This is a genomic window from Alteromonas sp. a30, assembly GCF_026788005.1.
In the GTDB taxonomy this organism is placed as follows: domain Bacteria; phylum Pseudomonadota; class Gammaproteobacteria; order Enterobacterales; family Alteromonadaceae; genus Paraneptunicella.
The window spans coordinates 214,434-236,221 of record NZ_JABEPE010000004.1; the positions used below are offsets into that span (position 1 = coordinate 214,434).

General features: G+C 42.8%; 25 protein-coding genes. 8 read left to right on the forward strand and 17 right to left on the reverse strand.

Annotation, left to right across the window (positions count from 1 at the left end; all coding sequences use genetic code 11):
* Positions 1-24: 24 nt before the first annotated feature.
* The 15 genes from HJG39_RS06200 to HJG39_RS06270 form a co-directional block, all read right to left on the reverse strand.
* Positions 25-1,362 carry a KamA family radical SAM protein gene (locus HJG39_RS06200; protein ID WP_268407893.1) on the reverse strand — a complete coding sequence of 446 codons (1,338 nt, stop codon included), beginning with the start codon at positions 1,360-1,362 and terminating at the stop codon, positions 25-27.
* A gap of 193 nt (positions 1,363-1,555) precedes the next feature.
* Positions 1,556-2,455, reverse strand: a complete 900-nt coding sequence (locus HJG39_RS06205; RefSeq protein WP_268407895.1) for a hypothetical protein — start codon at positions 2,453-2,455, stop codon at positions 1,556-1,558.
* Positions 2,448-3,182 carry a glycoside hydrolase family 25 protein gene (locus HJG39_RS06210; protein ID WP_268407897.1) on the reverse strand — a complete coding sequence of 245 codons (735 nt, stop codon included), beginning with the start codon at positions 3,180-3,182 and terminating at the stop codon, positions 2,448-2,450. The genes HJG39_RS06205 and HJG39_RS06210 overlap by 8 nt, the downstream gene beginning before the upstream one ends.
* A 35-nt stretch (positions 3,183-3,217) precedes the next feature.
* Positions 3,218-4,678 carry a hypothetical protein gene (locus HJG39_RS06215; RefSeq protein WP_268407899.1) on the reverse strand — a complete coding sequence of 487 codons (1,461 nt, stop codon included), beginning with the start codon at positions 4,676-4,678 and terminating at the stop codon, positions 3,218-3,220.
* Between the two features lie 32 nt (positions 4,679-4,710).
* On the reverse strand, positions 4,711-5,364 hold the full coding sequence (locus HJG39_RS06220; protein WP_268407901.1) for a hypothetical protein: 654 nt from the start codon (positions 5,362-5,364) through the stop codon (positions 4,711-4,713).
* A gap of 51 nt (positions 5,365-5,415) precedes the next feature.
* On the reverse strand, positions 5,416-6,498 hold the full coding sequence (locus HJG39_RS06225) for a hypothetical protein (protein ID WP_268407902.1): 1,083 nt from the start codon (positions 6,496-6,498) through the stop codon (positions 5,416-5,418).
* 33 nt (positions 6,499-6,531) lie between these two features.
* Positions 6,532-6,888 (reverse strand): hypothetical protein, encoded by a 357-nt coding sequence (locus HJG39_RS06230; RefSeq protein ID WP_268407903.1) that lies wholly within the window; start codon positions 6,886-6,888, stop codon positions 6,532-6,534.
* A 102-nt stretch (positions 6,889-6,990) separates the two neighbouring features.
* A complete protein-coding gene (locus tag HJG39_RS06235; RefSeq protein WP_268407904.1) occupies positions 6,991-7,527 on the reverse strand; it encodes a RebB family R body protein in 537 nt (178 codons plus the stop codon).
* Positions 7,528-7,529: 2 nt separating this feature from the next.
* A complete protein-coding gene (locus HJG39_RS06240; protein ID WP_268407906.1) occupies positions 7,530-7,742 on the reverse strand; it encodes a RebB family R body protein in 213 nt (70 codons plus the stop codon).
* Between the two features lie 83 nt (positions 7,743-7,825).
* Complete coding sequence (locus HJG39_RS06245) at positions 7,826-8,089, reverse strand: RebB family R body protein (RefSeq protein WP_268407908.1); 264 nt, start codon at positions 8,087-8,089, stop codon at positions 7,826-7,828.
* 30 nt (positions 8,090-8,119) lie between these two features.
* Positions 8,120-8,389, reverse strand: a complete 270-nt coding sequence (locus HJG39_RS06250) for a RebB family R body protein (protein WP_268407910.1) — start codon at positions 8,387-8,389, stop codon at positions 8,120-8,122.
* 26 nt (positions 8,390-8,415) lie between these two features.
* The gene (locus HJG39_RS06255) at positions 8,416-8,685 is read right to left on the reverse strand and encodes a RebB family R body protein (protein WP_268407912.1); all 270 of its coding nucleotides are present in this window, start codon (positions 8,683-8,685) and stop codon (positions 8,416-8,418) included.
* Positions 8,686-8,734: 49 nt separating this feature from the next.
* On the reverse strand, positions 8,735-9,019 hold the full coding sequence (locus HJG39_RS06260) for a RebB family R body protein (RefSeq protein ID WP_268407913.1): 285 nt from the start codon (positions 9,017-9,019) through the stop codon (positions 8,735-8,737).
* A 341-nt stretch (positions 9,020-9,360) separates the two neighbouring features.
* On the reverse strand, positions 9,361-10,512 hold the full coding sequence (locus HJG39_RS06265; protein ID WP_268407915.1) for a helix-turn-helix domain-containing protein: 1,152 nt from the start codon (positions 10,510-10,512) through the stop codon (positions 9,361-9,363).
* Between the two features lie 109 nt (positions 10,513-10,621).
* Entirely contained in the window at positions 10,622-11,602 is a 981-nt protein-coding gene (locus HJG39_RS06270) for an FHA domain-containing protein (protein ID WP_268407916.1), read from the reverse strand.
* A gap of 189 nt (positions 11,603-11,791) precedes the next feature.
* Here HJG39_RS06270 and trxC point away from each other — a divergent pair, with 189 nt between their 5' ends.
* Positions 11,792-12,229 (forward strand): thioredoxin TrxC, encoded by a 438-nt coding sequence (gene trxC / locus HJG39_RS06275; RefSeq protein WP_268407917.1) that lies wholly within the window; start codon positions 11,792-11,794, stop codon positions 12,227-12,229.
* A gap of 70 nt (positions 12,230-12,299) precedes the next feature.
* On the opposite strand, the gene HJG39_RS06280 is transcribed toward trxC, so the two are convergent.
* A complete protein-coding gene (locus tag HJG39_RS06280) occupies positions 12,300-13,631 on the reverse strand; it encodes a hypothetical protein (RefSeq protein ID WP_268407918.1) in 1,332 nt (443 codons plus the stop codon).
* A 292-nt stretch (positions 13,632-13,923) separates the two neighbouring features.
* Between HJG39_RS06280 and HJG39_RS06285 the strand changes: the two genes are divergently transcribed.
* The 7 genes from HJG39_RS06285 to HJG39_RS06315 are packed head-to-tail and all read left to right on the forward strand — an operon-like array spanning position 13,924 to position 21,229.
* Positions 13,924-14,790: a decaprenyl-phosphate phosphoribosyltransferase gene (locus tag HJG39_RS06285; protein WP_268407919.1), complete on the forward strand. Its 867-nt coding sequence runs from the start codon at positions 13,924-13,926 to the stop codon at positions 14,788-14,790.
* A complete protein-coding gene (locus HJG39_RS06290) occupies positions 14,787-15,743 on the forward strand; it encodes a lysylphosphatidylglycerol synthase transmembrane domain-containing protein (protein WP_268407920.1) in 957 nt (318 codons plus the stop codon). The genes HJG39_RS06285 and HJG39_RS06290 overlap by 4 nt, the downstream gene beginning before the upstream one ends.
* A complete protein-coding gene (locus tag HJG39_RS06295; protein ID WP_268407921.1) occupies positions 15,740-17,035 on the forward strand; it encodes an FAD-binding oxidoreductase in 1,296 nt (431 codons plus the stop codon). The genes HJG39_RS06290 and HJG39_RS06295 overlap by 4 nt, the downstream gene beginning before the upstream one ends.
* The gene (locus tag HJG39_RS06300; protein WP_268407922.1) at positions 17,032-17,787 is read left to right on the forward strand and encodes an SDR family oxidoreductase; all 756 of its coding nucleotides are present in this window, start codon (positions 17,032-17,034) and stop codon (positions 17,785-17,787) included. The genes HJG39_RS06295 and HJG39_RS06300 overlap by 4 nt, the downstream gene beginning before the upstream one ends.
* On the forward strand, positions 17,787-18,407 hold the full coding sequence (locus HJG39_RS06305) for an HAD family hydrolase (RefSeq protein WP_268407923.1): 621 nt from the start codon (positions 17,787-17,789) through the stop codon (positions 18,405-18,407). The genes HJG39_RS06300 and HJG39_RS06305 overlap by 1 nt, the downstream gene beginning before the upstream one ends.
* A gap of 49 nt (positions 18,408-18,456) precedes the next feature.
* Positions 18,457-20,034, forward strand: coding sequence for a hypothetical protein (locus tag HJG39_RS06310; RefSeq protein WP_268407924.1), 1,578 nt, complete (start codon positions 18,457-18,459; stop codon positions 20,032-20,034).
* Between the two features lie 37 nt (positions 20,035-20,071).
* Positions 20,072-21,229 carry a hypothetical protein gene (locus HJG39_RS06315; RefSeq protein WP_268407926.1) on the forward strand — a complete coding sequence of 386 codons (1,158 nt, stop codon included), beginning with the start codon at positions 20,072-20,074 and terminating at the stop codon, positions 21,227-21,229.
* 64 nt (positions 21,230-21,293) lie between these two features.
* Here HJG39_RS06315 and HJG39_RS06320 read toward each other — a convergent pair whose 3' ends face one another.
* Entirely contained in the window at positions 21,294-21,779 is a 486-nt protein-coding gene (locus HJG39_RS06320; protein ID WP_268407928.1) for a MarR family winged helix-turn-helix transcriptional regulator, read from the reverse strand.
* Positions 21,780-21,788: the final 9 nt, after the last annotated feature.

Sequence of the window (21,788 nt, forward strand, 5' to 3'; positions counted from 1 at the left end):
CAAAAAATAGAAAGAGAAATGAGGTTACATGGATTCGTATTCGTCTTGCCAGAAAAACTTTTCTTCATTAAAGGCTGGCTTCAAATCATCTAGCCACGTTGCCTTTTCATCGTATTTAGCAAAGAAGGGACGCTGCACCCATTCAGGATTTCTTGCCTGAATAAAACGCAATACAAATACTTTTTCGCCCATAACTTCAGTCACACCGGATATTTCCACTTTACCGGGACCTGCACTCATTGAAGGGCCTCTCACCGTGCGGCTTACGCCGGAAACCTGTTTGTAGGCATCACGGAATATTTCCCATGTTTGGTAAAGTGGCAACTCAAAATAACGCTTTGCACCCGTGTCACGCTCTATGAACATGTAATATGGAATCATGCCTAACTGTGTTTGCTCTTTCCACATCTCAGCCCACATATCAGCATCAGCATTAATATTATTCAACAATGGGGCCTGTGTGCGGATCTGAGCACCGGTTTCGCGAATTCGCGCTATTGCTTCTCGCGTTACCTCGGAGCGCAACTCTTGGATATGGTTGATGTGCGCCATGATAGACACATGTTTACCCGCTTTCACTAAGCGTCGTAGCAAAGCTAAAAGCTCACTTGCGTCATCATCAGAAACATATCGATGTGGCCAAAACGTCAGGGATTTGGTGCCAATGCGAATAGTACGAATATGATCGAACTCAGGTTGCGTTAACGCATCCAAGTATCTCTCGAATTTTTCCGTACGCATCACCATTGGGTCGCCACCGGTCATCAATAGGTCGGTTACTTCTGTATGTTCTTTCAGGTACGAATGAAGCTCTTCAGCATCGTTGTTATTAAAACGCGTTGCTTTACCAACAAACTGTGCCCAACGAAAACAAAAAGTGCAGTATGAATGGCAATACTGTCCTTGAGATGGAAAAAACAGCACCGTTTCTTTATATTTATGCTGCATTCCCTTTACTGGCTCACCATCAATTTTTGGCACATTTTTGTCCATCTGCCCTGCTGGATGCGGGTTTAACTTTTGACGGATCTCTTGGGCCAGTTGAAATATCGCTTCTGCACTTGGATCAGTTTTTAATAACGCCGCCATTTTATTGAATGACTCGTCATCTAACATTCCACGCTGCGGAAACGTTAATTGAAAGACGGGATCATTGGGTACTTTGTCCCAATCAATAAGGTTATCAATAACAAACTGATTCACCCGAAAAGGGAAAACACTAGCAACAACTCGCATTTCAAAGCGCAGTGCGTCTGGCATTTTCTGCAATGCATCTATCTTATCTATCTGGCGTTGCTGATAACTTTGAAATTTTGGTGTCTGATAGGTTTCTGCTGGCTGTATTTGTACGATTTGATTCATATGAGTCGCCCCCACTGCTTAACGACACTGCTATATTTAAGGCGCGCGAGACTACCACATAAATAATTAGAGTTCTAATCAAAATACAGTTATCTCGTTGAATATGATTATTTCAACAAGGTTAATAAAATGCTGCGAAAAGTGGTTATTTAACGCTTATTCAAGGGAATAACATGGGTTTTGTCTTTATTATTTAATTGACTTTTTCAGGTCTAGGCAACAGCGCCTTCGCAATAAAAAACATTGCAGTCAAAATAATTCCCGGCATCAAAATGAGGTTTAACGCTAAAAGTGTGATCTTCCACAATACATAACTTAACACGCGTTCCGTTTGCTGATGAACATGCTTTTGGCCAACGCTTTTTAAGTGATGTATGCTCGACTTCGCCCTTTCCTCTAATTTATGACCCGCGGTGAATGAGAGTAAACTACCATGTAATTGACTCAAATTTGCTTGGCTACTGAGCTGCAATTTACTGCTGATTTGCTCAGATGCTAATGCAGAAAAATGAATGCTGTAGGGAAGCAGTAAATGTACGACAATAAATAATAGTGTGGTGTGCCGTGTAATAAGCCGAGCGTTAATGAGTACACGTTGCGGTATCAACTTTTTCTCCCGAACCATTGCGAGCAATGCATAAAGCGTCCAAAAGATGAGACATAACCACATTAAATACGGTGATAAAAAATGTGCGCTTTGCGCAAGTAAGCCCAGCACTCTCACGGCGACAATTGACCCCATGGTAACGTCAATGCCTTGTTTAAGCCCTTGATTTAACTCTTTTAGTAACTGACCTACAGTCACATTGTAGTCAGCAATAAATGACACTCCAATTTGGCTACTTTCAGCGATGTCTAACAGGGTAGTCACCTCAACCAGCAATATCAGTTCATCCAAGGCTTGTTGTTCAACACCTTTCAAATAATGCTGGTTTGCTGTCAACAAAGTTTCGTTACTGGTATTCATACCATGAAGCTGAATTTTCTTAAGATGGGCAAGTTCAGCGTCAACTTTCGCACTGCTTAAAAGAGCAAAATAGCCAACACTCAAGAAGGCCACACATATTAATCCCAAACGTAAATAGCTAGGCATTGCAAACACCTTCCCTTTTAAACATTACATCCATATCAACCTTGCCCTCTATTCCCGGGATCCGGCCTTTATCGCTGTATTGCCAAAGGTTCACGTTAGATAGCGAATCAGGCTTTTTTAAGGTTTTGCTGTATTCTGCTAACCAAAATTTATATTGGGTGAATTCAGTGCCTAAATTGTCACGCCAAAAATCCCCATAACTGTATAGAATTGGACGGCACTTTAGCTCAGCTTGCACATAATCGAGCCACACTTTAACGCCTGCTTTTATTGCATCAGAAGACATGCCCTGCGAAACTTCAACATCAAGCATAGGAGGTAACAGATGCGACTGTTGTTTGATGGTTTTAACAAAAAATTCCGCTTGCTGTTTCGCATCAAGGCTAGGTTGAAAGAAATGATATGCACCGTGTTGCAATTGAGTTTGCTTTATCGCTTCAATGTGCTTCATATAAGTGGGATCGACAAAGCGGGTGCCTTCCGTCGCTTTTAAATAAACAAAATGCACGCCTGATTTTTCCACTTCCAAGAAGTCAATTTCCCCTTGAAAGTGGGATACATCAATACCGTGCAGAGGTTTTTCAGTTTCTTTAGGCAAGGCTTTAATGACATGAGTCGGGATCGTTTTTGCGTGGTTTACTGGCGTGAAATGCGGTGAATGTGCATAGGGACGTTTAAAAATAATCACTAACAATGCAATAAACCCTATTAACTTCAGCACCTTCATTTAACCCCCTTCTTCGGTTATCTGTAGTAACCTTGTTAAGCTAACGCTTCGTAGTTTCCTTCTGCCCAAACTTCACTTCTAGAAAACAAGTTTTGTAACGCCGCGGGCTTGGTTAACACAAGTTCATTAAAACTCGTTTGCCAGGTTGTTCCATTTTCATGCACCTTAACAAGGTTGTGCCAATCTTCCTGCCAATTAATAGGTAAAAACACACACTTGGATGTTGTGCTGGCATACAGTAAATCATGGCTATTTAGCATCACTATTCGCCTAACTTGCTTGAGCGTTAATTCACTTTCTAGTACGAGATACATAAGACAAGACTGCGCTAAAGCAGGAACGAACACGTTTTCGTGATGAGTTTGCTCACCACTTAAAAACTGAACATAGTTCAGATATATCGCGCTCCAGTTTTCATGGGGGTTATGCCACCATGTGGCCTTTGCATCGATTGATAACGAAGTGAATTGCTGCTGGGCCAATAAAGGCAACTCCAGCGTTAACTCTCCTTGCTCATTGTTGTCTGTTGATGCGCTTTTTATGTCGGACTGCAACGTCAGCCAAAGCGCTTGTAAGTGCGCTAACCTTGTGAGTAGCAAAGCGTGTCGATTCAAATTTAATATTTGAATGCTTTCCTCTCCTCGGGACAACGAGGCTTTCTCGTTGACGGATAAACTTGCCAGCCACGCATTAAATTCAGCATCCAATTGCGGAGAAGATAATGCTTTTCCCGTTGGATCTGATTGCAATGGGATGGTATTCGGTTGCTTCACTAACTGCGCTTCAATTTGCGCTTCGTCCATTTGTTTTTGCAAATAAAACCCTTTAACGCGATCAAACGCATACGCTTTGCCGTTAAGCGGATTAAAACGAATGTAATCCCTTGGGTTTTCCGTTCTAGGATTGATTAACACCGGATGCTCGTTTGATTGCTGCACCTCAGGCATATGATGTCCATCTAACGTTGGAAACTGTAAACCTTTGTTTTTCTCCGCACACTGCGGGCAGGTATAAAGTAGGTTGCTGGTATCATAAGTGAGACCCACATAAGCGCGGCGCTTTAGCGCACCTTCATGAAGATAACCTGCCGGTGGTCGGTAGTGGGAAACCAAGTGCTCTTGAATATGGGTTGCACCCAATTGACTTTCACACCAGTAGCACTTTCCAGATGACGCCCCAGCCAAGGTTTTTACAATGTCATTTGTTGCGTATAACGAGGCATCAAACGCGGCCTGAGTATATCCGATGCTGAACTTGTCGTTGCTCAACTTAACGCTTTTATTGGCATTACGCTCGGTTAAGTAAACTAAGTTATCAACTAAATCATTCGCGAACCCTTCTTTAATCAAGGTGTTACGATCAACTGTCGCAAGTAGGCGATACTCGTGAGGCTCAGACACTCTATGAAGCAGGTCCAACATTTGTTTCGTTGCTACCTGTAATGTGGCTTTATGTGTCTCATTTAGCATGAAGCTCATTGGTGCTATCGACATCATAGTTTTTTACCTCACATTCCTTAGTACAAGAATTACGACTGGCCGTTACCCGAGGGTATTTGTGGCCCTGGCGGATGTTGAATATTCTGCTCTGGCTGAGTGCCATGCGAATCACCTTGAACCCCTGGTCCTTGCCCCAGAACGCCTTCTTGTTGTGGAGCTTGGGCCGCTAAATGTGCACTGGCTTGTTCTGCCTGTTGTTGTGCTTGCAACACACTTTGCTCAGCGAGTGCTTGCTGGTGCTGCATTTCTTTTTGCATCTGCAAGTTAGATTGATGCATAGCGCTTTCTGTTTCTTGGAAATGATGTTGCGCTGATTGATTAAGCTGCTGCATCTGCGATGCGGCTTGTGCATTACCTCCTTGCATTGCCGTGTTAGCATCATTTACCAAATTACCGGCTTGCGGTGCCGGTTGCCCTTGCATTTGAGGCTGTTGCTGAGCGTGATGCGGCTGCTGTGCCATTTGTTGCGCTTGATGCTGTGCCTGTTGAGCCTGCTGCTGCATTTGCGTATCAATAAACTGCCTATGCTCCAAGTGCCCAAGCAACTGCCTATTCTGATTGAAAGACTGATTCAAGAAATGACCAATTTGCTGCAAATTTTGGCTCAATTCCGTAATTAACGTTTTCATATTTTCATCCACTTGTGCGCGTGGATCTTGGTTTTGATTTTGTTGTGGATTCATTGCATGTCACTCCTACTCTGGTTGAGCATTGTTAGGGTTAATCGGCACGTTCTAGGTGCTGGTTAGTGTATTGGTTGTTGCTTGGGTATTTGACGCAATTATCTGTTCAAATCGCAACACACTCACACAACCATTTTCATCCAACATGACTTCGCATGTTTGGTGATCAAAATTCGGGTTACTGAGTTTGGCAAACCAGTATTTGCTATCTTGAGACAACGTCAATTTTTCCATTTTCAAGAAACAGGTAAACGCAATTAGGCTATTCTGAAAGGCCTTTACTTGTGCATCATTGCCAATATCATCGAACAGGGCCTGCGGCTCGGAATGACGAACCCAGTTAACTATCGCCGTTGCCATATCACGGAACCCAATGGCGGCATTTTGCTGCCCCCAATGCTGTAACAGCGCAGGAATTTGTAACGTTCCTTGGTTCGACGTCAACTGAGGGCAATTTAGATTTTTCACTGCTTTGGATAACATGTCTTGATATAGCTCGTTGAATTTATTACTAATATTGGGAGTTATCTTCTTTGCTTGATTTTTACTCACCAAATAATTCAACGTAATGCACGCAAACTCAACAAAATGGCAAAATGCCGAGGCGCTACAAGCAGCCTTTAAGGCAAAACGCGCAGCTTCTAAATACACAAAGTCGGGATACGCGTTATTCGTAATAGTTTGATTCAACTGACTTAGCTGACCAATATCATCTAGCGACATGGTTAAGAACAGCGCATTGTGGCTGACTTGCAGTGTATCGAGTACGGTTTCTGCTTGCAGGTTATGCCATGCCGTAATCGCCTTCTTATCGACACCAAGTTGCTCAAAAGCCTGGGTGTTTTTTTGCGGTAACGCCAAAGATAAGGTTTGTAATTCGGATTCACTCATCGACATTAAAAAATCCGCAGATGCCACTACGCCGGAATCCGCAACAGGAATTAAGTTCGTGCTGAACAATCCCTCAGCAATGCTGTTTAGCAATGCAGTTTCAGACGAAAAATTATAGGTCAGGTGTGAATCGTTAATGGCTTGCTCTAGCCACTGCATCGATCCTGGCATCCAACCTAAAATGTTGCTTGCCCTAACGGATAAGCTAGATGTGCCTGAAATGGGGGAATGTATGGAAATCATGATTCCGTATCCTTTAACACACGACTGTGCTCTTTATTCGTCACCGGAAGGAAAGTTTTTCACGACTGTTCCCGCATTTTCACCAATAGTTTTGAAACTTTCGGCGCTTGCAGTCACTAATCCCTGAATTTGTGCTAATACTTTTGCACATTCGTCCGCATTACCTGTTGCCAACATTTGGGAAACCGCAACACCTGCCGCCGTTGTGCTAATCGTATTCATATTGCGAAGCTGGTCAGTTGCATCTTGAATGGCAATGGCTGCACTTTGAGAAACAGACTGATACGCCTTTCCCGCCCCTGAGTGACGAATAATATCGCCCGTTAAAGTGGCTTGCTGCACCGCCTGAATTGAGTTCATTATTTGTGGATTTACCATTTGATTAGCCATGAGAATACCTGTTTCAAAGTGTTGTCGTTCACGCCTGTGGATGTCTGATTATGCTTCGTTCTTTCATCCGCTAATTTGTTTGTATGCGCCGCTTCTTCGTTTTTAGGTGGTGGGTGTTGTACCCGATGAGGGGACGCTTTTGTCACCTTCTTCCGAACTGCTCCCCCCTTTCGACTCCAATGATTGCAATTTCGCAATCAATGCTTTGAGATTTTTTTGCACATCTGCATCACTGGAACTTTGTGAGCCAATGTCTTTCGCGGCGCTGTCTATCAGCGTATTCGCCATCGCAATGAGTTGTTCAGCATCGGCCTTACTTGATCCACCATCACCGCCGCTAGCGTCCCCGCCGGAAAGCGGCATAAATGGTGGCGGCGGCACATCTGGCTTTTCGACCGGAGGAAGCTGTACAGCAGGTCCAACAGCTAGCATTTTCGCACACGTCGCTGTTACCGATGCATTGGTAGTAAGCTGTGCATTTTGTTGCGCTGAAATGGCGTTGTACATCGCCATACCCATCGTTTCAGCCGAAGCCATGTCGAGCAATGCCTGACCGTGAGGAGCTGCAATACTAGTGAGTAAGGTGCTGCTTTGCGTAACAGAATCTGTAATCACATCATTAACTGTTGAACCCGTCATGATTATTGTCCTTTGGCAGCCCCAGCTGCGCCCGTTGAAATAATAAGTGCCAAGCACTGATCTAAACTTGCCTGACTCGAAAGTTGAGAAAAGCGTTCATTTTGAACAGCATTTTCCATCAGAATACCTACGCTATGTGCGCCAGTACTGTAAACCATTCCCATGGCCACACCCGGAGCCATGCCTGCGTTTACCAAGGTTGCTACGAGACTCATAATCACCCTCTCGTTTTTTTCCCTGAACCTATTAACTAAGAACCTCCTTGTTCTTAGGCTAAGCTAAATAATACGGTTTTGAATCAACCGTAAATCATGCTTGTTGCTTTACCTGTAGACGCCGTGTCTACGCTGTAAAGTGTGCTCACACCTTGTACAGTAGAAGCCTGCCAAGTGATGTTGCTTTGCTGTTGAGAAGTCGTCGCATTATGAGCAGCATTGCTTAGCGCTTGTGATGTTGCCATCATCAAATTGCCCATAGAACTTGCTGGTGCAAGACCAACTACTTCTGTGTTTGCTTGAGTAACAGAGTCAGTGATTTGGCTGTTTACAGTTGTTGGATACATTAGGTTTTACCTTCTGTTGGTTTAAGAAACTTATCCGCCCAAGATAGCACTCGTCGCCTTCCCGGTTGACGCGGTGTCTAAGGAGTAAAGCAACGCCACACCCGTCGTTGTTGCAGCCTGAGCAACAATATTCATTTGTTGCTGTGCTGCCGTCGCGTTATGAGCAGCATTTGCTAAAGCCTGTGAGGTTGCTTGAAACAAATTCCCCATCGCGCTGGCAGGTGCACTGCTTAACACTTCAACATTAGCCTGCGTCACTGAGTCAGTGATTTGGTCGTTAACTGAAGTTGGAAAAGCCATTTGGCGTACTCCGTATTAATTCGAAATTAAGAACCCAAAATGGCCGAAGTAGCTTTACCGGTTGAAGCGGTGTCTAGGGAGTACAAAGTGGTGACGCCCATAGTCGTTGCTGCTTGTGCCGTTACGTTAGTTTGTTGCTGCGCGGTAGTTGCGTTATGAGCCGCATTACCTAACGCCTGTGACGTTGCTTGGAATAGGTTGCCCATTGCAATAGCAGGTGCATCACCTAACACTTTTACGTTAGCTTGGGTAACAGAATCCGTGATTTGATTATTTACTGAAGTTGGAAAAGCCATGATGCTTATCTCCTTGTGTTATTAAAATTTAAATATTTTTAGGCAAGGTTTACAAACCAGCGACTTTCGATTGTAAAATTGCTGAAGTTGCTTTGCCTGCTGCTGCGGTATCAATGGAATACAGTGTTGCAACACCCATTGTGGTCGCCGCTTGCGCAGTTACATTTGTTTGCTGCTGGGAAGTGGTCGCATTGTGCGCAGAGTTGCCCAGCGCTTGTGAGGTTGCTTGGAATAAATTACCCATTGATAACGCGGGCGCATCACCAAGCACTTGTACATTGGCTTGTGTCACTGAATCAGTGATTTGATTATTAACTGCGGTTGGAAAAGCCATAGTTAACTCCTACTCATTAATTGATTAAATTAGCGTTTAGTTATCAGTGAATGTGCGCGCCCTAAAATGCGGCATCACCTTCATTTGATGGAGAAAGAATAAACAAGGCTAAAACAGAAGAAGTGTACAAATGCGGCAACTGGCAGGTAAATTGCGCGGAAGATCGTTTACTTTGAGTAAAAAGCATTGATAAAAGGTAAAAAACAAGGATGCTTACGAAATAAAAAGCGGAACTTAATCCGCTGATAAACTGCCTAACTGACAACAAGCAAACCATCCCCTTGTAGGCTCCTAAGCACCTAATTTAGAGTGTTCACTTGTACTCAACAATAGCATTAGAACTAGTGTAATTGGCGACGATATTGGGAAGGCTTTATACCAACCAGCTTACGAAATGTTTTCTCAAAATGACTTAAATCATGAAACCCTGTCTCATAAGAGATTTGCGTAATTTGCATACTGGGTTGATTACGTAAAAGCCGCTTTGAATACTCAATTCGAAGTTCTAAAAGCAACTTTTTAAATGACACGCCCAAGTGTTTTCGATACAAAAAAGATAGGTGTGGCGGGCTAACACAGGCTTTTTTTGCAGCATGTTCAATGGTAATTTTCTCGTTGAATTGCTGCATCATGAAATTGAGTGAACGCGAAATAGCAATGTGTTGATGTGCCACATCGGGAATTTGGTTTTCCAATAACGATACCGCTATCGACTGTTTACTCCCTAATTTTGGCTTGTTTTCATCAAACGTATCCATCGCAAGGTAAGCAGGATCTATTTTAAGCCCCTCAAACTCTGGAAAATAATAAATGAGCGCCTTTTTTGAAACGACTTCATCTTCCGATAACACCGCCAACTTCGCAAAAAACCGCTCTAACCCCTTTACATTATCTTCCCAAGAATTGCTGAAAATAAGGGGCCAACAATCCTGTTCAAATTCAATGTGTTTAATGTTTTTATATTTTTCTCTTAGCATGTGGATGAGTAGCGGAATATCTTCTGTTCGTCTATTTAGATTAGGTAAACTAAGAGATAACCACGGCGCACAAGATTCAATCACCTCCTTGTTTTCATGCCGATCCCAAAAAGTACACATAATCCTGACGGGCACGACCTGTCCCATATACTCTCTTTCCCAGAAAGGTTGTAACCGGTTCAAAATGGACTCGGGTAGAACATTGAGGTTTTTTAAAAGTATCGACCCTCCTAATGCCTTTTTGAAACATTGTTCAAATAGTTGAATGGCACTTTTGGGATCCCAATGAGAACAACAGACATTAATAAAAGGAGAAGTACGACGAGCACTCATCTCATGAATTGATGATGCAGCGAGTGATTTTCCCGTTCCTTTCTCACCACGAAGAATTAACGGAAAATCCACACCTGCATATTTACTGATTTGTTGTTTTAACTGTGTTAAAGCTGGGCTGTTCCCTACCCATCGATGACTCAAGGCTGCTTCCATATCAACTTTGTGTGATTCAAAAATCACACACTCCACTGTAATCAAGGTAGCGCTTAAAGTAATGGATATATTGTTCGAGTATTATTTCACGTTATTTCACGTATCATAAAAAGCCCAATTTCTCGTTACCTGAAAACTAAGCCATTAAACTCAGTTCACATTCTAATTTATCGGCTTTTAAAACGCGGCAACACGACAATCCTAAACGTAACTGAGAAGGTCTCCGCTCAACAAAATTCGGTGCATCCGCAATATTTTTGAATTGTTGAGCAAATTGTTTTCTAGCTCGATGAACATGAACATTTACTGCGGTTTCTTCAATGCCTAAATCTTTTGAAACTTGCTCAACATAAACCCACCCTTGCTCGGAACTGGCTAAACCTGACTGCTGATCTTGGATACGTTTTCGACACAAATATAGGGAAAGATAATGATGATTGCGGATTTTTAAATCTTGTTCTTTTGTACCTTGGATGATTTTCAAACTAATACTTTCTTCATCCTGACTGACACTAAACTCGGCACATAAATCTTCTAAATGCGATTCTTCTTGTGAAAGCGGCACGGTTTCCATGCAACCTCCCGCTAAGCGGAATTGCCAATATTCTTTGTTTATTTCAAGTAAATCTCGGTCTTTTAAAGCTCGTTTGTGATCTTGTGCATGCAAATCTTCAACCCACCACATGCCATTACTTTTATACACAACTGTGCTCGGAGATTGGCCATTAGGCAACATATGATAAGTGTCGAGCTCAACAACATAATCTAATGATGGCGGCTCTGCCTTTGCATCGGGCTGACAACGACACAAGCTATCAACGGGAGCCTTGTTATCAATCAAGGTATAAGTATCATTAGTGTTATGCCCAAATTGAATGGCCGCGCCCTTCTTTATGGCAACAAATTGATTTTTCGGCATTTTCACACCATTGACCCAAGTACCATTGGTACTAAAATCTTTGATCATCCATTGTTCTTCTCGCCATTCTAGAGCCGCATGGTGTCTCGATACTTCCGCACCTTTAATTTCTGTATCAACTGAATGTAGCATTCTGCCAAACACATGATAATGCGCTAGAAATACGATATTTCCAGCGGGATCTAATAAACATGCCATTATCTTCTCCTCCAATTTTGAATTGGTTAGATTTCGCCCTTTCTATCCAAATATATTAGCCTTATGTCGACCTTTAGCGAAACATTTATATGCTATATGGTTAATATTTACTTTAACGTCAAAAGAAAGTTGAAATAAAGCGCCAAAGTGACAGGTCAACAAAACTATTGAATACTTTGGAGATAAATTATGCATATCGTATGTGCATCTTGTGCAGCAACTAACGTCATACCTGAAGACAAGTCTCATGTTGATGCGAAATGCGGTAAATGTCAGGCTGCGTTACATAGCCATCAACCATTTGAGTTAAATAACTCAAACTTCTATCACTATATCGAAAAGAATGATTTACCTGTTTTGGTGGACTATTGGGCATCTTGGTGTGGTCCGTGCCAAGTCATGCTACCGGTTTTCGCAAAAGTTGCCGCGGAAACTGATTCTATACTATTCGCCAAGGTCAACACCGAAACGGCACGGGAAGTAAGCGTCGAAGCAGGTATTCGAAATATTCCAACGATGATTCTTTTTGCTGGCGGAAGAGAAGTATCTCGTACCAGTGGTGCACTTTCAGAAGCACAACTGAAAGGTTGGTTAGTACAATCCCTACAAACACGCTTTACTGCCTAGGTTTCTGCCATCCCACAAGCAAAAAGGCGACCCATTGTCGCCTTTTTACTACTTAACCGCTGTCTTGCTTCTACTGAACAACCTCAGACACCATTAACGATGCGATTAATGCGTTCATTTCTGCAAAACCGTTCTCATGATATGCAGGCAAGGTAATGGCCGATGCAGTGGGGTCAAGCGAGGGTCCCAGCCCTACATATAAATCGGCTACATTTTCCTGAAGTGGGAATGCTAAGTTTTCATAAGCTGAAGCAAGCTCGTCGTTATACATATAAGGAAAGAAGCTAATTAACAGCGTGCCTGATAAATTAAACGCTTCATAAGCTAACTTAATTGGCTCTGGATTATCCGCATTATACCGATATAAGCCATTATGTCCGTCCATATAGTTCGTCATACGAGGAGCAGGGAAATCACTGGTAGGCGCACGATATACCACTGTCATAAATTGCTCTTCGAACCCATCAGAAAGTGACTCAAAATACTCTCTTCTATCGTTTCCTTCTGGGTATGCTTTGGCCATACTCAATAACCAAAGTGGCATTCTATGGCTGTGGGATGAATCGGTAGCAATACCAGCCACAGGCAAAGGCGCTAAATTCTCTTGGATTATAGAGTGGCCTGCAAATTGATAATCAACATAGTTTTCCCAAAACCCCGGTTGATATAACCAACCACTGTCGGTATAAACCACTTCGCTTTGAAAAGTATCATAACTAAGATCCAAAATACGCTGGATACGCTGACTCACATCACCGTCGATTCGGCGCTGCATTGCTGCAAACTCACCGGCAATGGCAAAAACATGAAACTCTAAATCAACCGTCACTCTACGTAATTTAGATACCGGCTCAGTAACAAGATCAAGTTTAGTTTGAACCACTTCTTCTAACGTACCAATGTTGTTGAACGCATAACGGGCTGATTGCTCAAAAAACACCAACTCCAAATGCGATAAAATTTTATCATAAAGCGCTTTCTGTTCTTGATTGAACCCATTGGGTTGCACCAAATTCAAATAACGTGTGGCCAAATAAAGAAACTGGAAGCGACTTAAGATATTCGGCTCAATACTCTCATCAAAAACGGCCAAGTAATCTGAGAATAGCGCATGAAAATCATTTTGCATTTGCACTGAACCGTTTGGGGAAAAAGCATAATCTAAAGGCAACATTAATACGTGCCCAGCATCGTAAATATTGTTCGAAGCCCAAGGTACCTGTTCCATATAATTTGGAATTACGGAGGACCATAATTCGCTTATTTGTTCCTGTTGCGTGGGAGCAGGTGGAGGAGGAGGGGGCGGTTGAACAGGTTGCGTTGAGTCACCGCCGCCACCGCATGAAGCAAGCATCAATATTAGTAAGCTGGTAGTAAAAAGCGTTTTCAAACTCGTAAACATAGTATTTTTCTGGATCTGGAGTTGTGTATTTATGACGTTTTATTCCAGTCAATTACTGGTACTTTATAAAACAGGTTTCATCTCAAAGCTAACCATATTTTTCCACTCTGAGAGCTCTTGAGGCCAACTATTTTACCACCACAATTGAAGATAACATTCTTCATGCACAATCACTACATTCATATTGAATGCGATCCATATTATGGTAGGATCCAACAGCTTTTCGATTATTTCAATTTCTAACGACAGCTGCAACAGGAATTAGCTTACCAGCACAGCTTTAGGATTTATTGTGCCATTAATCAAACTACTCAGACCTCACCAATATATTAAAAATGGTTTTGTGCTCATTGGTCCTCTTTTTGCGCATCAATGGTCGCAAGATATTTTACAATTAACGCTGTTTGCTTTTATTAGCTTTTGCATGGTTGCAAGTGCTGTTTACGTTTTGAACGATCTCCTTGATATTGAAGCAGACAAAGAACATCCAACAAAGAAAAACAGACCACTACCTAGTGGTAAAATCTCGTTAAAAACCGCGTGGATAACTCTAGGGTTATTGCTTACAGGGGCGCTGACTATTTCGTTCAATATCAGTATTTGGGCAGGTAGCTTTGTTAGCACTTACTTTATTCTAAACATCTTCTATTCAATGAAATTGAAGCACGTCGTCATTTTAGATGTTTTTATTATTTCAACCGGCTTTATGCTGCGAATTTTAGTAGGCACCCTCGGGCTAGGTATTATGCCTTCGCAATGGATATTATTGTGTGGTTTGATGGTTACACTCTTTTTAGGCTTCACCAAAAGAAGAGCTGAATTGCTGACTCTCGAAGCATTTGGTGCAAACAGCAACATAACCAGAAAAGTGTTGGATGATTACAAGCCCGCGATGCTAGAGCAGTTCATCTCAATTACCGCCGCCTGCACGATATTAAGTTATGGCTTATATACCGTAGCGCCTAGCACTAAGGCGCTGCATGGCAGCGATAACCTCATTTATACGTTACCTTTTGTTGTTTACGGCATCTTCCGATACCTATTTTTATTACACCAAAAAGACAAAGGTAACGATACAGCAAAAGATTTACTAACGGACATCCATCTCCTTACTACTGTTGCCTGTTGGGCAATTGCGTCCCTCTGGGTTATCGCATGAGCGAATACCAACTCAGCGGATGGAAGTTTAAGGCGCTCATTATCTCCATCGTTTTATCTGCCTTGGGATATTTAGGGTTTTCCGTTTGGGGAGGCTGGGAAGAAGTGCAGGCTTCTTTTGTTGAGATTGGTTTTATTGGTGCAGCCATTGCGCTAAGTATGTCGCTTATTAACTATGGTTTAAGGTTCATTCGCTGGCAAATGTATTTACAAGTCCTTGGTCACAAATTACCCGTTAAAGATAACATTCTGATTTACATCAGTGGGTTTGCATTGACTACCACGCCGGGCAAAGCAGGCGAAGCTTTTAGGGGCGTTCTGTTAAAACCCTACAATGTGAGCTATTTTTCATCATTTGCAGCATTTATTAGCGAAAGATTGTCCGATTTGTTGGCTATCGTTGCCTTAGCCTTAATAGGGTTATCTCAATATCCCGAAGGGCAAGTTTTCGTGATGACTGGCGGCTTGATCATTTTGAGCTTATTACTATTGATGGGCGATGCGCGCATCTTAAATTGGATAAAGAAAAAAGCTGAAAGCTATACCGGCAAAATAGCTAAATTGGTGGGTCATATTGCAACCGTCTTTTTAAACGCTCGCAGATGTCATGAACCAAAACTAATGGCTTCCGCTCTCATACTCAGCTTAATTTCATGGGGTGCAGAGGCCCTTGCGTTTTATTGGGTACTGGAATGGCTTGGTGCCGACATTTCACTCCCCTTTGCTGTGTTTATTTATGCTATTTCCATGCTTGCAGGAGCTCTAAGCTTCTTACCGGGTGGGCTGGGAGGAGCCGAAGCGGCGATGTTGGCACTGCTGGTGTTAAAAAACGTCCCCATGCCAACCGCTATAGCCGCAACCGTGTTTATCCGCCTTGCGACTCTCTGGTTTGCTGTTGGCTTAGGCATTTGGGCGCTATATCTGAAACGGAAACCAGAGGCCATGCATCCATGAGCATCACCCTTTCCCCTTGGAACCGTTACCCCAAAATCAGCAGCGAAAAGGTCATTTCATGGACAGACCGAACAAAACCCCTACCTAAAACCCCCATGATTGCCTATGCCAACGGCCGCAGTTATAGCGATGTTTGCTTAACCTCCGATGGCACACCAGTTTTAACGCGTCCCCTCAATAAATTTATTGAGTTTGATCGGCAAACTGGAAAGTTAAAAGCAGAAGCTGGCGTGACTTTACAAGAGATTTTAACCTTGGTTGTGCCACAAGGATGGTTTTTGCAAGTCACGCCCGGTACGCAGTTTGTTACCCTTGGGGGCGCTCTAGCAAATGATGTCCATGGAAAAAACCATCATAGCGTAGGAAGTTTCGGCAACTTTGTTCTTAATTTTGAACTTTTGCGCTCTGACGGACAACGTCTTGTTTGTAGTCCTGACACAAATCAGCAATGGTTTGAAGCCACAATCGGCGGCTTAGGGTTAACGGGGCTTATTGTTTGGGTAGAAATTCAACTACAACCTATCAACAACCCCGCGATGGTGGTGCAAAGCGAATCATTTTCCAATCTCACTCGCTTTTGGGACGTCAATAGCAAGCACTCCTCAACGTCACCTTATACTGTAGCTTGGCTCGACTGTGCGGCAACGGGAAGAAAGCTTGGTAGAGGCGTATTTTTTGCTGGTCGTCATGCAGGAGCATTGAATACTTACCCCACTCACCCTGAAACAACAAAGTCTGTTCCGATTGAATCTCCAGTTTCTCTGATTAACCGCTTTAGCTTAAAAGCATTTAACGCTTTGTATGCTCGTCAGCCGACGAAACCAGAAGGGTTTATTCAGCATTACATTCCCTATTTTTATCCACTTGATGCAATCAAAAACTGGAACCGACTTTATGGGAAAAAAGGCTTTTTCCAATATCAGTGCGTTTTGCCGATGGAATCCGCTCCAGAAGGCTTAAATTTGTTGCTCAAAGACATCTCTAAAAGTGGCCAAGGCTCATTCCTAGCGGTGCTGAAAACCTTTGGAGACATACCTTCTAAGGGCTTACTATCCTTTCCTCGACCGGGCGCCACATTAGCATTGGATTTCGCCAATAGAGGAAACTCAACCCTGCGGCTGTTGAGTAAATTAGATGAAATTGTTAAAGATCACGGCGGCGCGTTATACCCCGCAAAAGATGGCCGCATGAGTTCGGAAATGTTCAAACATAGCTTTCCATTGTGGGAACATTTTTCTGAGAGTATTGACCCGTATTTTTGTTCAGATTTTTGGAGTCGAGTTAGTCGATGAACCCTACCAACAGAGCACTCATTATAGGCGCGACGTCCGCCATTGCAGAAAGTTGTTGTCGAAAACTAATCGGTGAAGGTGCCTCCCTTGTTTGTATTGGCAGAGATGCAAATAAGCTAGAATCACTTAAACAAGATTTACTCGTAAGAGCAACGGGGGAGCAACAAGTACACTGCATCACAGCAGATTTAACTGATACCGAAGCTCATCACGCACTGTTACAAGAAGCCCATACACTATTACCTGATATAGACTCCGTGCTCATCGCCCATGGCAGCCTCCCTGATCAAAAAGCATGTGAACAGTCTTATAACGAAACAGCCAAACAGATAAATATCAATGCGCTAAGTGTCATCAGCCTATTAACAGAATTAGCCAATGACTTTGAAAAGAAAGGCAAAGGCGTTATTGCTGTTATTACATCCGTTGCAGGGGATCGAGGTCGTCAAAGCAACTATGTATATGGCGCAGCAAAAGGCATGGTATCAACATTTCTTCAAGGACTACGCAACCGACTATCAAAAAGCGCAGTATCTGTGGTCGATATAAAACCGGGTTTTGTAGACACCCCAATGACTGCTTCCTTCGATAAGTCCGGGCCTTTATGGGCGCAGCCAGAGCAAGTTGCTGAAGGGATTATTCAGGCAATGAAAAAAGGAAAAGATGAAGTATATTTACTCTGGTTTTGGCGCTGGATTATGCTCATCATTAAACTGATTCCTGAACGTATTTTTAAGAAGCTCTCTTTGTAATGCAAACCCCTGTAGTCTATTTTGATTTCGACGGCACATTAACGACTGGCGACACGTTAATCCCTTTTTTACGTTACATTTCCACGCCGTTGAGCTTTTGGTTTAAAATGCTGCGCGCTAGCCCATACTTGCTTGCGTATAAGCTAAAAATCATGGCGAATGATGTAGCGAAGCAACATGTTTTACGAATCTTTTTGAAGGGTAAACAGCTAAGTGATCTGCAAAGTCAGGGAACAAGCTTCAACCAAGAGATTGTTGCTCGCATGCTACGTGCAGAAGGTATGGAAAAACTCAAGTGGCATATTGCGCAGGGACATCAGTGCATACTAGTTAGCGCCTCTCTGGATGTTTACCTAGCTGAATGGGCAAAAGAAAACGGGTTCACTGATTACCTTACCTCCAGTTTAATAACCACGCCTTCTGGGCAGGTTACAGGAGAGCTTTTTGGCGAAAACTGTTTTGGCACTGAAAAATGTCGTCGGATAGAAGAGTGGGAAAAACGCACTTCCCGAGCACCATCAAACCGATACGCCTACGGCGATACTGCTGGGGACTTACCTATGTTAAAAATGGCACATCAGGGCTTTTTATTGGGCAAGTCAGGATTTGAACGCATCTAAAACAAACGAATAAAGTGATATTAAAAGAGAAAGCCAAAGGAGCAATCAAGTGACATTAGAATGGAATAGAAACCTCAAGCCTATTGGCTTTGCCCTAATATTCTTATGTATTGTTTTCGGCATTGAGGTTGCCGCAATTTTTGCTCTGAACCATGGCAATTTCACCTTCTCTCTTGATGACCCATACATTCATCTAGCACTCGCAGAAAATATATTCAAAGGCCATTATGGCGTTAATTTAAGTGAGTTCTCGGCCCCTTCATCAAGTATTATTTGGCCTTTTATTCTTGCGCCTTTTGCCTCCTTATCTATTGCCCCTTATCTATTATTATTTATGAATGTTGTGGCGGCCTGTGCAACATTGGTACTCATATGGAGAACATGGTTTAAAAACACTGTCAGTGAAACGACAGGAAAACATTTGCCTATTCTAGTGCTACTTATCGCCTGCATTCCTGCATTGAACTTAGTGGGCTTGGCCTTTACCGGAATGGAGCACTCTTACCAACTGTGGTTCTCTTTAATGATTGTCAGTGGCCTCATTTACGAAGTCCAAAATAAACGTGTTACGTGGTGGCTTATTGCCGCTATTATTTTAGCGCCCCTCATTCGATATGAGTGTTTAGCACTGTCTGGCCCAGCGCTGCTCTTTCTATTTCTCCGGGGTTATCGCCTCCAGTCAGTTTTTGCTGGGTTTATTATTGCCATCTCCGTTATTGGATTCGCCTTATTCTTGATGTCACTAGGCTTAAATCCATTTCCGACCTCCATTATGGCCAAGTCATCAGTTGTCTCTTCTGGCGGTGGGCTAGGCACATTAATCAGCAACCTCAATCGAAGCCTGTCAACTGATAGAGGGATCTTGTTAGTTTTGGGAATGCTGTATTTTCTGTTTGTATCACTCGATAAGACGCGGGAAAACGGTGTCAGACTGTTATCCGCTACCTTGTTTTTGAGCTGCGGGTTACATGCCGTTGTCGGGCGCTATGGATGGTACGATCGCTATGAAATCTATATCTGGGCATCCATGCTTTTAACCATTGTTTTCCTCAATTTAGAAGCGCTAGATAAGTTAAGCAAAAAGTTAGGTAAGTTCTGGGCAACAACTTGGATAGGCTTCGGTACATTGACTATCTGCTCATCCTATATCTTAACGGGTTTAAGCACTCCCTTGGCTGCAAACAACATCTACGAGCAACAATACCAAATGCATCGATTTGTCAGTGAGTTTTATCAAGAGCCCGTTGCCGTCAATGATCTTGGTTATGTTGCTTATCATAACGACAAATATGTTCTCGATTTGTGGGGCTTAGCTTCTGTAGAAGCGCTTAAACTAAGACAAAGCCAGCAACAAGCCTCTTGGATGGCAGAAATAGCCAGTAAACGTCACGTTAAGCTAGTGATGCTTTATGAGGATTGGTTTCAGGATATTCCAACACAATGGAAAAAGCTGGGTGAATTAACGTTAGGTGGACGTCGCGTTACCGTATCTCGCCCCAGCGTTGCTTTCTATATCACAGATTGCGAATTCGAAACCTCAGCCCAAAATGCGTTGACGGAATATATCAAAACACTCCCCCCAAAAGTCTCTTTTACGTTAACTGAACCCCGATGTGAAGTGAGATGACGCCCTAACAATATATAAACAGTAAAAAGAGACAAGTATGTTGCCCAGTTTTGAACGCTATCAGCAAGCAAGTAAATTAAGTTTATCTGTGTTCTTTGGCGGTATCATCGCGCTGTTGTTCGTGCGAGCAGATAATTACGTTAGCGATTGGAAGTTCACACATTATCTATTTAATTATGAATATGGCTTCATTAAACGCGGGCTTGTTGGCGAGCTATTCGCTTTCTTTTCTCCAAACATTCACTTTCAATCCGTGGTCAGTTTTTCGTATTTGCTGGTAATTGCTTTATCTGTAGTATTGGTCGCCATGTGGAGCCAAGTATTTTTCAAAGATCGAAGCAAGGCCGCTTTGTTGTTGGCTTTGATTGCCATTGTCAGTCCATTTACTATTCAACATTTGGTATACGACTTAGGCCGCTTTGATGCCATCACTGCACTGCTTGCTTTAGCAACAATCGGTGCCATTAAGAACACAAAAGGCCCTTCACAATTTCTTCTGGTTAACCTTCTGCTTTCTACCTCATTACTTGTGCATGAAGCCGCTTTCTTTATGTTTTTCCCGCTGATCTTTGCCTACTGGTTATGGGTTGAGGAAAACAACGCCATCATCAGCAAAGTCGTTTCATTCATTTGGGTATTGGGTCTCACCTTCTATATCTCAACACAAGGTTTAATGACTCAACTATCACTCTCTGAACATCTGGCCATTTTACAAAAAACCTATGGTAATAGCGTTGTCGAGTCTTCGCTTAAGGTGTTGTACAAAGGGGGATTAATAGAAAATATTAAAATGACGTTAGCCAATACAGTGAGACCTTGGAACCTTATTCATCACGGTATTATGTTTGTATTGTTAGCGCCACAATTCTATTTACTCTTTAAGATCATTAAAGAAAATAAGAATAAATTGAGCATTAATGCCAATCTGCTGTTACTTGCTTCTCTTTCGCCCCTTGCTCTGTATCCGCTTGGGCATGATCATTTTCGTTGGTGGTCGTTGGCAATCACCAATGTCTTTGTTGTACTTTTCCTCTTGATGCAACAGCCTCAATTTAAAGAACAAACACTCAGCATTATTTCAAAGCATTCAAGGCTTGTGTATTTCATTATTGTTTCCAGCGTAGTGCTTGGTCCAATAGGTATTACGAGTAGCTTTGACAGTGTCGTGGATATGGGGCGCTGGCTGTTAAAATAAGGTGTGTGCGATAGCTAAAAAGGCAACTTATCTTGAGATGAGTAGCCTTTTCGTAAAGATTCCATTAACTCTCTGGTTTAGTATCAATTAACTCGCCGACTTCAAGGAAAGGTGATACATCGATGTTTTCGGCATCCATCATGTGCGCTAAGCGCTGCATCGTGGCAACCATCTGACTTTGTTCCCACTCTTCGAGTTTAGAGAACCGGTTGGTGAAGTGCTCCTGAAATGGCATAGGCGCAGTTTGCAACATTTCTTGGCCTTGGTCAGTGAGAAAGACGCCAACACGACGCTTATCCTCTGTACTTCTGATCCTTTGAACAACATTGCGCGCTTCAAGTCTATCGAGAATGTTAGTAACCGTTGCTGGGCTCAAATTTATATTGTTCGCAATTTGACGAACCATGACCCCCGGTTCTTGCCCAACAAAACGCAACACAAGCAACTGCGGGCCAGTTAAACCAATACTTTTGTTCAATTGTTTAGAACGTAAGTCGATTGCCCGAATAACGCGACGCAATGCAATCAACAACTCTTCATCTTTATGCATAAAAAACTC